Origin of the sequence: Azonexus sp. IMCC34839, from assembly GCF_047047955.1 — a bacterium.
In the GTDB taxonomy this organism is placed as follows: Bacteria; Pseudomonadota; Gammaproteobacteria; order Burkholderiales; family Rhodocyclaceae; genus Azonexus.
Genome location: NZ_CP150631.1, coordinates 3,591,171 through 3,602,883, shown reverse-complemented (window position 1 = coordinate 3,602,883; position 11,713 = coordinate 3,591,171). Strand labels below are relative to the sequence as shown.

Below are 11,713 nucleotides of genomic sequence, written 5' to 3'. Positions count from 1 at the left end.
GCTTAAGCCGGCGCGCTGGAAGGCACGCGCCTCAGCACACTATCGAGAAACGCCAGCACCTCGCCGAGATGCGCCTCCATCTCGGTGAATTCGTCGTGGCTCCCCGAGAGCACCAGCAGGCGAACGTCCGGCCGCCCGGCCGCGTCCTGCAGACGGTAGGCATCGGTCAGCGGCACCGTCGCATCGTTGGCGCCGTGCAGCAGGAGCACCGGGCAAGTTAGCTGCGCCATGCTGGTCAGCGGCGCAATGGTGTCGAAGCGAAAGCCGATCACCCGCTGCACATAGGCCAGCAGCGACTTCTCCACCGACTGCCACAACGCCCCCTTGGCCCGCAGCCAGCGGCGCATCATCTCGGCCGGGTGGGCAAAGGCGGCCAGGCTGACCACCGCCGCAATGTCGGGACGGCGGGTTGCCGCCAACAGCGCGGCCCCGGCCCCGACCGAATGCCCGAACACGGCAATCCGCGCCGCATCGACGCTCGGCTCGGCCTTGAGCGCATCGAGCACCGCCGCCAGATCCTCGGCAAAGCGTGGCAGCGACGCGAAATTGTCGTCATCGCTATCGCCATGGCAGCGCGTATCGAACAGCACCACGCCATAACCCGCCGCCTGCAAGGGCGCCGCCAGCGGCAACAGCGAATCCGCATTGCCGCCCCAGCCGTGCAGCGCCACCAACGCCGGCGACGGCTCATTCTGCGGCAGGAACCACGCCGTTAACATGCGTCCGCGTTCGGTCGGCAGGCGCAGCTTTCGCCAGCCTGGCAAGGCGGGGAGCTGGCGATTCGGCACGCGCTCCGGCGCCAGCGAACGATGCACCAGCCAGCGCAGAGCAAACAGCAAAACCAACAGCAAGCCAGCCCAGGCCAGCAGCCAAATGATGTTCATCAAACCGATCCCGAAGGCACGGGAGCATCAATCGCTCCCCGTGCAAACAATGCATTAGCGATTGCTTATTTTATATCGACAGGGCTTCGGTTTTTGCCCATTTCTGCCTGTGCACCGCAGTAGGCAGGGTGGCGTGTGTTCTTTTTTTTCCGGCGCAAAACATCCGGCAAGCGCTTGTTTTCAGGAAGATTTGTAAAACCGCCTTTACAAACGAACTTTTTCGGCCAAGAGACCTCCGAGCCCTCTCGCCTTGCCCATCGGGCAGGTGCATAATTTAAAGTTAATACCAAAGTTATAGATTTTTGACATGCCGGATACCACTCAGAACCGGATGCCGGGCTTGCTCGGCAAGTTGGGCAAGATGACCTCGATTCGCGACACGGAACTGCTCGAGCAGAGCCTGTTACGCACGCTCGGCCCCTTGCTCGGGGTGCTCGATACGTCCTTGTACCGGACTGATGACGGGCAGAACATGATTCGTGTCATCAATTACCACCGCTCGAAGGTGGTGGACAACGATGGCATGTCGCGCATGGTCGAGCGGGTCGAGGAAGTGAACAATCTGGCCGGCCTGCCGGCTGAGGTCATCGCACTGACCGACAGCGTTCGCCTGCTCGGCAAGCCGTGCACGCGCAAGGTGGAAGGCGACTTCATGGTGGCTTACCCGCTGCTGGGCGATGGCGAAGTGTGCGGTTTCTTCGTTTTCCAGCGCGACCATGAGGTGTCCGCCGTCGAAGACAGCATGATCCGCGGCGTGCTGGAGGTCTTTTCGAACTATTACGCGCTGCTCGACCTGAGCCTGCGCGACCGACTGACCGGCCTGCATAACCGCCAGGCGCTGGAAAGCAGTTTCGATCGCATCTGGCGCGCGCTGAGCCGGCCGGATCTGGTCAACGGGCAGAACGGCGGCCGCCGCTCGGCACCGTCGAACCGCTATTGGCTGGCGATGATCGACATCGACCATTTCAAGCGCATCAACGATCACTTCGGCCACATGGTCGGCGACGAAATGTTGCTATTGGTCGCCCGCCTGATGAGCCATACCTTCCGCTCCTCCGACCTGCTCTATCGCTACGGCGGCGAGGAATTCGTCGCCATCATCTCGGCCGATACGGCGGAGATCGCCAAGAACGTCTTCGAGCGCGTGCGCATGGCCATCGAAGCCTATTATTTCCCGCGCGTCGAGAAGCTGACGGTGAGCATCGGCTTCTGCCAGGCTTCGCCCGAAGTGTTGCCGGTGGAAGTATTGAGCCGCGCCGACCGCAGCCTCTATCGCGCCAAGCAGGATGGCCGCAACCGCGTTTACGCCTATCACGACCTGGTCGAACGCGGCATCTTCACCGAGCCATCGTTCGAGGAAGCGGAGTTTTTCTAAACCTCGGAACTATTCAGAGACTTCGTCGACAGTGCCGCTCTCAATCCAGCGCTTGAGTGCTGCTGACAATTCTTCTGCCTGAATCGGCTTGGTCAGGAAATCATCCATACCGGCCGCGAGGCAATGTTGCCTATCTTCATCAAAAGCTCCAGCTGTCAGCGCAATGATCGGCAGCTGAGGTAGGCCGCGGTCGTTTTCCTGCTGGCGTATTTGCTTGGTTGCTTCGATTCCATCCATCACCGGCATCTGCACATCCATCAGGATCAATGCCGGCCGCTCGCTGGCACTTTCCAGCACGGTAACTGCTTCAGCTCCATTTATGCTGAGCAGTACTTGATATCCCATTTTGTGCAACAAGGCCTCAATCACCTTGCGGTTGGTCGGATTGTCTTCGACCACCATGATCGGCAGAGGTGAATCGGCCACCTTGCCACAACTCAAAGCACTCGCGGCAGAAATCGCCACACAAGGCTCGTTGCTCATCGTCGCGATTCGTGCCTTGATCCTGAACCAGATGCGAGCACCATTCCCAGGTTCGCTTTCGACTCCCACCGTGCCTGACATCAACTCGGCAAGATTCCGCACGATCGACAGGCCCAGACCGGTACCGCCGTAGCCGCGCGTATTGGAGGCATCGATTTGCGAGAATGGTTTGAACAACAGGTGCTGCTTTTCTTCGGGAATTCCGATCCCGCTGTCGGCAACACTGAACTCAAGCACGGCCTCCGACTCCTGGCGCTCTATTTCGCTAGCCGTGACACGAACATACCCACCGGCGGTGAACTTGATGGCATTGCTGATCAGGTTGACCAGCATTTGACGCAGACGCAAGGGATCGAGTTCGTAATGCGTCTCTGCACTTCCTAGCCATTCTGCGGTGAATTCCAGGTTTTTGTCGTGTGCCTGCTCGACAAAAAGTCCATAAACCTCGTGGATCACCAGCGCGGGATCGACTGAATCCAGTTGAAACTCGAGCTTACCGGCTTCCACCTTGGACAAATCGAGTACGTCGTTCAGCAATTTGAGGAGCGCTTCACCCGAATTCAGAATCGTCTTGGCGAAATCCTGGCGCTCAGTTTCATCTAGATCGGGTAGCAGCAGCAATTGCGCCATGCCGAGAATTCCATTCATCGGTGTCCGGATCTCATGAGACATCGTTGCCAGGAAAGCCGATTTCGCCCGGCTTCCCGCCTCCGCTGCCTCGCGCGCGTTCAGCAATTCGGTCTCATGGCGCTTGCTCTCGCTGATATCCTCTACGATGGACCAGATATAGCGCTCGCCGCTGGCCGTCGTAATGTTCACGCCGTTGAGGCGAAGCGGAATCAGGGAACCATCCTTGCGGATATATTCCTTCTCGTAAGGGCCATAGCGGCCGGTACGCGCGAGAGACTCAAGCTGAACCTGCTCCTGCGCCTCGTATTTCTTCGGTGTCAGTTCCCAGTAACCGAGTTGTTTCAATTCGCTTTCCGAATAACCGCAAATCGCGCCAAAGGCCGCGTTGAATTCAACAAAACGGCCATTCATGTCGTTCAGGGCGATCCCCAGCGGCGACATCTCGTAAAGCTTGCGCAGCTTGTCCTCACTCGCCGCCAGACTCTGGCGCGCCTGATCGCGCTCGATCACCGAACCGACCCAGCGTGCCATCAGTGCGATGAATTCGCGATCGCCATCGTCAAAGTCGCGAGCATAGGGTTTTGGCGAACTGAAATTGAGGGTACCGAACACCTCACCGTTCACCCGGATGGCAGCGCCAATATAAGCCTCTAGGGCAAACTCCCGATAACAGGGATGGCTGTGATATTCCGACTCGCCCATTTTGGGGATCGCCAACACGTCGTTCTGAGCCAGCGTGAGGCTGCAATAGGTATTACCCAGCGAAAACGACTGGCCATCCTGCAAGGTGTTTGGTGGTGAGAGCTGAACGACGATTCGATAGCTTGTGCCATCGACTCGGCTGATGATTGCGAACTCCAGCCCAAGATGCTCGGCCCCCAGTGCCAGACCTCGCCGTAGCTGCTCATTGACGTCGACATGAGCCAAAGAAGATATCTCGCTCAGGCGACGCAAGCTCTTCTGCCGCCTTTGCTCGGTCTCGACACTGACGGCCAATGCCGCCTGGCGCGCATCGACCAGTTTCAGTAGCCGCAGCAGTCCTGCCCCGGCCAATATGGAAAGCACGATAAAGCCGGCCAGCAGCCCAAGTCCCTGATAGAGCTTCTCGTACCAGGAGGCAAGATATTCGTCGCTAGCCATGCCGACGATTGCGATCATCGGTGCGCCATCGAGGCGATGGAAAGTCAGGATTCGTTCGTAACCGTCGGGTGAGTTCCGCAGGTGATAAGTCGCCGAGCGTTTGCCCGACTGGGCAAGTTCGCGGAACTCCGGAGAGACCGATGCATTGCCGATTCGCCCAACCGGCTGATCCGGAATCGGCGGATGGCGTGCGATCAATCCGAGGTCGTTGTCGCGCAGAATCAACGTGCCATGCTTGCCGAGATCGAATTGCGACAACTGCTTGCTCAAATGCTCAAGTGCAATCGGCGCCGAGACGACACCGGCAAACCGACCATCCGGATAGTTGTAACGCCGCGAAAAACCGATGATGTATTGCTTGGCCACTCGCCCCATGCGCGGCTTGGAAATCTGCAATTGGCTGTCATTGTGTTCTTGCCAGTAGAGGAAATAATCCCGATCCGCCCAACTGACTTTCTGCGCCGGATCGACCCCCTTACCCAAAATAACCTTACCTTCGGCGTCAGCCACGCGAAAACCTTCCGCCTCCGGCAAACGTTTCTCCTGGCGATCCAGAAATTCGTTCATCCGCGCCGGTTCAACGCCCTTTTCCGCCAACTGGTGTTCCAGTTCATCAACCACGACCCCGAGTGCCAGGTCGATGCGGGCGATATTGTTCGATACGTTTTGATCCAGCGCCTGGGCAATGTTCTGGGTCAGCACCTCGGCGCGCTGTTCGTACTGCGCCCTGCTCTGGACCAATGAAATACCGGTCAACAACATGACCAGCAAATTGGCCCCAACAAGCCCGACTAGCAGCAAATGGCGTACCGCGCGTGCTGAATTCATCGCGTTATTTTTCCTCGGCACGGAAAGCCATGACGGCTCCCCGAACCTCGGCTTCGTCGGTGACAAGCGGGAAGGCGGCGCGCGCTTCATCCGAAATAGTGAGCGGCCGGCCGGTGTTGGCGTCGCAATGCACCCAGCGGGTTTCGGCCTCGACCAGCGTCTTGCCGTCGCGCGCCCGGACGAAACGGTATTTGCGCGGCGAGGTGGTGTCGTCCATGCCGGCCACCCAGGTGGCAACGACGATCTCGTCGCCGGCGAAGGCCGGGCGCAGGTATTCGATGAAATGCGAGCGGATGACCCAGGTCGTGCCCGTTTCGCGATAACGCGCTTCCGTCCAGCCTTGGGCGTCGGAATGCGCCGACGCCGCCTCCTGCATCCAGCGCACATAGTCCTGATTATTGACGTGGCCGTTGCGGTCGATCGAGTCGTCGGTGACGGAAAAGCGGTGCAGGAAGATACGCGGCATGGTCAGGGCAAGAGCAAAAGCGACATTCTAACCAGCGACAAGGTGCATTTTTGCCTGTTTTGGCCGGTGCACCGCAGCATTTGCCCTCACACCGTCGGCCACTGCTCGAATAGCTCGAACTCCCCCTCGCCCTCGGCCACATGCACCCGCTCAACGCGGGCGTGGGTCGGGCCGCGGTGTGCCCAGTCGATCAGGCGGCTCACTGCGGTTTCGTCGCCGACGGCCAGCGCCTCGACGCTGCCATCGCTGCGGTTGCGCACCCAGCCGACGAGGCCGAGCAGCCTGGCCTGGTCGGCCATGGAGCGACGGTAGCCGACGCCCTGGACGATGCCTTCGATGCGTAATTGGCGGCCGATTTTTGCCATCGCCAGAATCTCCCATTCGTACATTGCTTGCACATTGGTGAACCTATACCCATGCCCTTACTAAAGTGCTAGATTCACAAATTACCTTCATAAGCCGGCACTCATTCTAGACCGCGCATGAGGGTGATTTACAACGAATTGCGCCGCAAAACCGAGGCGCTGTAGGGGAAATCATGCAGTCTCATTCGAAGCAACCGCTGGCCGCCATCACGGTCGCCGCCATCGGGGTCGTCTTCGGCGACATCGGCACCAGTCCGCTGTATGCGCTGAAGGAAATCTTCAACGGCCATCATCCCATCCCGGTCACCGCCGAAAACATCCTCGGCATCCTGTCGCTGATCTTCTGGTCCATCATGGCGCTCGTCTCGCTCAAGTACGTGACGGTCATCATGCGCGCCGACAACCGCGGCGAAGGCGGCTCGCTCGCCCTGCTCGCCCTCGTCACCGAACGCGCCAAGAGCCCGCGCCTGGCCTGGATCGCCACCATGCTCGGCATTTTCGCCGCCGCCCTGTTCTACGGCGACAGCATGATCACCCCGGCCATTTCGGTGCTTTCCGCCGTCGAAGGCCTGGAGATCATCACCCCGACGCTGAAACCCTACGTCATCCCGATCACGATCGGCATCATCACCGGCCTCTTCTTCATCCAGAAGCGCGGCACCGGCACCGTCGGCCTCTTCTTCGGCCCGGTCATGGTCGCCTGGTTCGGCATCCTCGCCGTGCTCGGCGTGCTGCAGATCGCGCAGAACCCGCATGTGCTGGAAGCACTCAATCCGATCTTCGCCATCCACTTCATCGCCACCGAACCCGGCCTCGCCTTCCTCGCGCTCGGCTCGGTCGTGCTGGCCGTGACCGGCGGCGAAGCGCTGTATACCGACATGGGCCACTTCGGCCGCTTCCCGATCCGCCTCGCCTGGTTCGGCTTCGTCATGCCGGCCCTGGTCCTCAACTATTTCGGCCAGGGCGCCCTGCTGCTGGTCGAGCCGGAAGCCATCGCCAGCCCCTTCTTCCACCTCGCCCCGGATTGGGCCATGATCCCGATGGTCGGCCTGGCCACCGCCGCTACCGTCATCGCCTCGCAGGCCGTCATCTCCGGCGCCTTCTCGGTCGCTCGCCAGTCCATTCAGATGGGTCTGCTGCCGCGCATGCAGATCGTCCATACCTCGGGCAAGGAAGAAGGCCAGATCTACGTGCCCTTCACCAACTGGACGCTCTACCTCGCAGTCATCGCCCTGGTCATCGGCTTCAAGAACTCCTCCAACCTGGCCGCTGCCTACGGCATCGCCGTCACCGCCACCATGCTGATCGACACCATCCTGGTCGCTTTCGTCATGGCCCTGCTCTGGCGCTGGAACGTCTTTGCCGTGATCATCGCTGCAGGCACCATGCTCTGTGTCGATATTGCCTTCTTCTCGGCCAACGTCATCAAGATTCCGGAAGGCGGCTGGTTCCCAGTCGTCATGGGCATCGTCTCCTTCTCCGTGCTGACCACCTGGAAGCGCGGCCGTCGCCTGGTTTCCGAAGAAATGGCCAAGCAGACCATTCCGATGGAAGACTTCATCGGCGCCATCGACGGCGTGCATCGCATCCAGGGTACCGCCGTTTTCATGACCAGTTCCAAGGAAGGCGTGCCGCCCGCCCTGTTGCACAACCTCAAGCACAACCAGGTGCTGCACGAGCGCGTCGCGCTGGTCACCATCCAGACCGTGCAGACGCCGCACGTGAACGACTTCGACCGCATCTACCTGCATCGCATGGGCAAGGGTTTCATGCGCATCGTCGTGCGCTACGGCTTCATGGAAAGCCCGGACGTGCCGGCCATTCTGGAACAGTGCAAGCACCACGGCGAGCGCTTCGACATGATGGAAACCACCTTCTACCTGTCGCGCGAAACCATCGTGCCGTCGATGACCAAGCGCATGAGCCAGGTGCGCGCCCGCCTCTTCGCGGCGATGTCCAAGAACGCCACCAGCGCCTCGGACTTCTTCAACATCCCGACCAACCGCGTGGTCGAACTCGGCACCCAGCTGATTATTTGATCGCCCTGCACGCCCCGACAAGCCCCGCAACTTGCGGGGCTTTTTCTTTTTACATCAGTGAATTAGCACAAACTGAAACTAGCATGGATCAAAGCTGTCTGATTCCCTGCCGGTAAGAATCGCATCCACGACAACACAAGGAGCACCCGATGCGCCGATTCCTCATCCCCCTGCTGCTCGCTCTCATGGCCCTGCCGGCCAGCGCCGAAAAACAGAGCCCCGACCTGCCCATCCACGACGCCGCCCGCCTCGGCAGTGGTGCCGATGTGCAACGCCTGCTCAAAGCCGACCCCAAGCAGCGCGACGCCCGCACCGCCCTCGGCTCCACCCCGCTGCACCTGGCTGCCATGAACCCGGACGTCAGCGCCATGAAGGCCCTGATCGCCGCCGGCGCCGACCCCAACGCGCGCGACAACGACGGTGCCACGCCGCTGCACATGGCGGCCTACGGCAGCCGTACGCTCAATACCCAGATTCTGCTGGAGGCCGGCGCCGACCCGCTGGCCAAGACCGACAACGGCCGCGACGCCGGCTCGATGGCGCGCAAGGTCAAGGCCGACGAAACCGCCGGCATCCTGTCGCTGTGGATATTGAAAGGCTGCAAGGCCGGCAAACCATGCTGAAGCGCCTGCTCGTCGTCCTGCTGCTCATCGCCGGCCCGGCCCGCGCCGGCGAACTGCCGACCATCGAGGTTTACATGCCCACCGTCTGCTTGGCCTGCATCGAGTGGGCCGACCACCTGCGGCAGAACGGTTTTGCTGTGAAGGTGACGCAAACCGACGACATGGAAGCCGTCAAACAACGCCTGAAAGTGCCGAAAGACCTCGAAGCCGTGCCCACGGCGACGGTGGCCGGCTACTTCATCGAGGGTCATGTGCACGCCGACCAGATCAAGGAGTTGCTGGCCGAAAAACCCAAGGCCCGTGGCCTGGCCGTGCCCGGCCTGCCGCTCGGCGCCCCCGGCCGCGAATTCTCCAGCCCGACCTGCGAAACCGCCTGCACCATGCTCGACAAGGACAGCACCGCCTCCCCGCGCGTCCGCCGCGAGTTCTACGAAACCCTGCTGGTGCTGAAGGACGGCAAGACCAAGATTTACGCCCGCCACTGAGAGGTTTGGTTTTTGCCCGAAATGGGCAGTGCACCGCAGCAGTGCCTCCTGGTGCGTTCTGGCGCGCTGAACGGCTACCTCTCGGCGTGCGCCGGGCCCAGGCGGCCCCGTTCATCGAGCCTCACGGGCTACCGGCGAATGGCGCTTTGGCCCGGCCGAGCCGCCGCCAAATCATTCCTGCGGCGGCGCCTTGTTGAAGTGCGCTTCCGCCATGCCAAGCGCAGCTTGCCACAGCGCCGGCGAGCCGCGCTCGATGGGCGGCTGGCAGCGGGTTGTCACCTGCTCCAGCGTCACTGCGCATTCGACCCAGGTGCCGCCGTCGGTGGCGGCATTGTGCAGCATGGGCTGGAAGCGATCCAGCGCTTTGGCGAATCTGGCGTCGTCGCTTTCGGCCGCTTCGAATTCCCGCCACAGGTCGTGGAACTCGGCCGCCTGCGCTGCGGGCAGCAGGCCGAAAATGCGCTCGGCGGCGAGGCGTTCGCGCTCGTCCTGGCCGACATGGGTTTCGGGCACATGGAACGGCACATCGCCGGCATCGATCTCGACGATGTCGTGGATCAGCAGCATCTTCACCACGCGCGTCACATCCACCGAGCCAGCGGCGTGCTGGGCGAGCACCAGCGCGTACATGGCCAGGTGCCAGGAGTGCTCGGCGCTGTTTTCGCGGCGCGAGCGGTCGATCAGCGGCGACAGGCGCACGACGCTCTTGAGTCGGTCGATTTCCTTGAGGAAGGCGAGCTGCCTTTCCAGATCCGATAGGTTCACGATGCTGCGATCTCTTTCAGGGGTGAACGATCCGAATACCCGGCTTACTTGCGCCACTTCGCCCAGGGATCGACATTGTCGGGCGGCGGCGCGCTGGCACGGCGTGGTGCCTCCTTGCTCGGGCCTCGGCGCGGCCCACCCTGGCGGTCATGCTCGGCCGCCTTCCTGGCGCGCTTTTCGCGCAAGCGCTCGGCGTCTTCCAGGCTCAATTCGGCAGGCAGGCCGGGTTTCTGGTCCGGCGGCACGATGCGATCACGCGGCGGCAGTTCGAACTGCTCGTCGGAAGCGCGCGGCAGGCTCTTGAACTGGTAGAGATAGAAGGCTTCCACCTTCTCGCGCGCCCAATCCGTCTTCTTCAAGAATTTCACGCTGGCGTCGATGCTCGGATTGACCTTGAAGCAATTGATGTTCAAGTAGGCGTAGAGGATTTCGTAGCCGTAGTGATTGACGATTTCGGTCAGCAGCTGCTTCAAGCTGACGCCGTGCAACGGATTGTTCTTGTAATCGAGGTCGGGTGTCATGGGGCGGGATTTCGAAAAGTGGCGTTGTCGACAGGAGTTTCTACCGCCAGAGTCGCTGCGTAAAGCCGCTTCTCGGCGGCAGTGAGTTGCTTGATCCGATATTCCGCCTTGGAGGCCGAAGAACGGTCGGGATGGGTTTCAACGCCCAGCAGTTGCCTGGGCGGATGCGACCGCGTGTAGCGCGCCCCCTGCCCGGCCGCATGCGCCGCATAGCGGGCGGCGACATCCGTGGTGATCCCGGTATAAATGCTGCCGTCGGCGCATTCGATCAGGTAGAGATACCAGGGTTTCAAGGGGTTTGGCCTCGGCCGGCTCAGTGGATGCGCGCCTGATTCTGCGCCAGGATTTGCCGCGCCAGCTCGCGGTAGGCTTCGAGGATCAGCCGCACCGCCCGCGCCACGTCCGCCTCGGCGCTGATGCCCTTTGACACGCAATAGCTCGTCACCGCGACCAGATCGAAAGGATTCACCTCACCCTCGGCCCCCAGCGCCGCCACCACCGCCTTGCCGACGACGGTTTCGGCGGAAAGCTGCTGGAAGTCGGCAAAGCGCGTCTCCTGCACCGTGACCTCGCTCGCCCCCACATGCAGCGCCACATCCTTCGAGATGTGCAGGCTGACCATGCCCGGCCAACGCGCATCGGGCGCAACCAGCCCGACGATGGGCAACGGAAAACCGGGAATGTGCGGAATCAAACCAATCCGCCAGTCGTTGTAGAGATCACTATCCAGCATGAAATCGGCTGTCGTCGAAAAAAAGGAAGGGCGGAAGGATAGGTGCGTTTCGCCAGAATTCCAAGGGGAGATTGAGTTGGAAGCGGCTCGCCGAATTCTCAAATGCCACGTTGTTCGGCAAAAAGAGTCTGCCGCATATATTTTTGGTTTTTGACCAAAAAGTGCTGTGCACCGCAGCAGCACTGTCAATGGGCATGCCCCCCCTCTTCAGTGGGACGAATGGGGCACCGGATTTTTTGCATCGGGGTGGATTTCAGGAGGCAGCTAATCGGCCAAAGCGGCCGTTAGAGAGCTATCGTCTCACCGACTGCTGTTGTGCATAGACCTGCCATTCGTCATCATGTTGCGAAAGCTCAATTGGTCTTTTGATTCCCAC

Annotated in this window: 12 protein-coding genes; 4 read left to right on the top strand and 8 right to left on the bottom strand. The window is 61.0% G+C overall.

Features of this window, described 5'->3' with window-relative positions; genetic code table 11:
• Positions 1 to 2 precede the first annotated feature (2 nt).
• On the bottom strand, positions 3 to 884 hold the full coding sequence (locus WIF35_RS17610; RefSeq protein WP_412479511.1) for an alpha/beta hydrolase family protein: 882 nt from the start codon (positions 882 to 884) through the stop codon (positions 3 to 5).
• Between the two features lie 307 nt (positions 885 to 1,191).
• Between WIF35_RS17610 and WIF35_RS17605 the strand changes: the two genes are divergently transcribed.
• On the top strand, positions 1,192 to 2,259 hold the full coding sequence (locus WIF35_RS17605; RefSeq protein WP_412479510.1) for a GGDEF domain-containing protein: 1,068 nt from the start codon (positions 1,192 to 1,194) through the stop codon (positions 2,257 to 2,259).
• A 9-nt stretch (positions 2,260 to 2,268) separates the two neighbouring features.
• On the opposite strand, the gene WIF35_RS17600 is transcribed toward WIF35_RS17605, so the two are convergent.
• The 3 genes from WIF35_RS17600 to WIF35_RS17590 form a co-directional block, all read right to left on the bottom strand.
• On the bottom strand, positions 2,269 to 5,274 hold the full coding sequence (locus tag WIF35_RS17600; protein ID WP_412481269.1) for an ATP-binding protein: 3,006 nt from the start codon (positions 5,272 to 5,274) through the stop codon (positions 2,269 to 2,271).
• A gap of 70 nt (positions 5,275 to 5,344) precedes the next feature.
• Complete coding sequence (locus tag WIF35_RS17595; protein ID WP_412479509.1) at positions 5,345 to 5,806, bottom strand: acyl-CoA thioesterase; 462 nt, start codon at positions 5,804 to 5,806, stop codon at positions 5,345 to 5,347.
• Positions 5,807 to 5,892: 86 nt separating this feature from the next.
• Positions 5,893 to 6,171 (bottom strand): acylphosphatase, encoded by a 279-nt coding sequence (locus WIF35_RS17590; RefSeq protein ID WP_412479508.1) that lies wholly within the window; start codon positions 6,169 to 6,171, stop codon positions 5,893 to 5,895.
• 173 nt (positions 6,172 to 6,344) lie between these two features.
• Between WIF35_RS17590 and WIF35_RS17585 the strand changes: the two genes are divergently transcribed.
• From WIF35_RS17585 to WIF35_RS17575, 3 genes are all read left to right on the top strand, one after another.
• A complete protein-coding gene (locus WIF35_RS17585; protein ID WP_412479507.1) occupies positions 6,345 to 8,210 on the top strand; it encodes a potassium transporter Kup in 1,866 nt (621 codons plus the stop codon).
• A gap of 149 nt (positions 8,211 to 8,359) precedes the next feature.
• The gene (locus WIF35_RS17580; RefSeq protein WP_412479506.1) at positions 8,360 to 8,833 is read left to right on the top strand and encodes an ankyrin repeat domain-containing protein; all 474 of its coding nucleotides are present in this window, start codon (positions 8,360 to 8,362) and stop codon (positions 8,831 to 8,833) included.
• Entirely contained in the window at positions 8,827 to 9,318 is a 492-nt protein-coding gene (locus WIF35_RS17575; RefSeq protein WP_412479505.1) for a DUF411 domain-containing protein, read from the top strand. The genes WIF35_RS17580 and WIF35_RS17575 overlap by 7 nt, the downstream gene beginning before the upstream one ends.
• 171 nt (positions 9,319 to 9,489) lie before the next feature.
• On the opposite strand, the gene WIF35_RS17570 is transcribed toward WIF35_RS17575, so the two are convergent.
• From WIF35_RS17570 to WIF35_RS17555, 4 genes are read right to left on the bottom strand one after another with little or no spacing between them, the layout of a single operon-like run.
• Positions 9,490 to 10,083 (bottom strand): HD domain-containing protein, encoded by a 594-nt coding sequence (locus tag WIF35_RS17570; RefSeq protein ID WP_412479504.1) that lies wholly within the window; start codon positions 10,081 to 10,083, stop codon positions 9,490 to 9,492.
• 44 nt (positions 10,084 to 10,127) lie between these two features.
• Positions 10,128 to 10,604, bottom strand: coding sequence for a VF530 family DNA-binding protein (locus tag WIF35_RS17565; RefSeq protein WP_412479503.1), 477 nt, complete (start codon positions 10,602 to 10,604; stop codon positions 10,128 to 10,130).
• Positions 10,601 to 10,897, bottom strand: a complete 297-nt coding sequence (locus WIF35_RS17560; RefSeq protein ID WP_412479502.1) for a GIY-YIG nuclease family protein — start codon at positions 10,895 to 10,897, stop codon at positions 10,601 to 10,603. The genes WIF35_RS17565 and WIF35_RS17560 overlap by 4 nt, the downstream gene beginning before the upstream one ends.
• Positions 10,898 to 10,917: 20 nt before the next feature.
• Positions 10,918 to 11,337 carry a hypothetical protein gene (locus WIF35_RS17555; RefSeq protein ID WP_412479501.1) on the bottom strand — a complete coding sequence of 140 codons (420 nt, stop codon included), beginning with the start codon at positions 11,335 to 11,337 and terminating at the stop codon, positions 10,918 to 10,920.
• Positions 11,338 to 11,713 lie beyond the last annotated feature (376 nt).

Coding starts and splice junctions, on each gene's coding strand:
- WIF35_RS17565 (WP_412479503.1), bottom strand. CDS start 10,604: ATGACACCCGACCTCGATTACAAGAACAATCCGTTGCACGGCGTCAGC.
- WIF35_RS17590 (WP_412479508.1), bottom strand. CDS start 6,171: ATGGCAAAAATCGGCCGCCAATTACGCATCGAAGGCATCGTCCAGGGC.
- WIF35_RS17585 (WP_412479507.1), top strand. CDS start 6,345: ATGCAGTCTCATTCGAAGCAACCGCTGGCCGCCATCACGGTCGCCGCC.
- WIF35_RS17580 (WP_412479506.1), top strand. CDS start 8,360: ATGCGCCGATTCCTCATCCCCCTGCTGCTCGCTCTCATGGCCCTGCCG.
- WIF35_RS17600 (WP_412481269.1), bottom strand. CDS start 5,274: ATGTTGTTGACCGGTATTTCATTGGTCCAGAGCAGGGCGCAGTACGAA.
- WIF35_RS17610 (WP_412479511.1), bottom strand. CDS start 884: ATGAACATCATTTGGCTGCTGGCCTGGGCTGGCTTGCTGTTGGTTTTG.
- WIF35_RS17555 (WP_412479501.1), bottom strand. CDS start 11,337: ATGCTGGATAGTGATCTCTACAACGACTGGCGGATTGGTTTGATTCCG.
- WIF35_RS17575 (WP_412479505.1), top strand. CDS start 8,827: ATGCTGAAGCGCCTGCTCGTCGTCCTGCTGCTCATCGCCGGCCCGGCC.
- WIF35_RS17595 (WP_412479509.1), bottom strand. CDS start 5,806: ATGCCGCGTATCTTCCTGCACCGCTTTTCCGTCACCGACGACTCGATC.
- WIF35_RS17605 (WP_412479510.1), top strand. CDS start 1,192: ATGCCGGATACCACTCAGAACCGGATGCCGGGCTTGCTCGGCAAGTTG.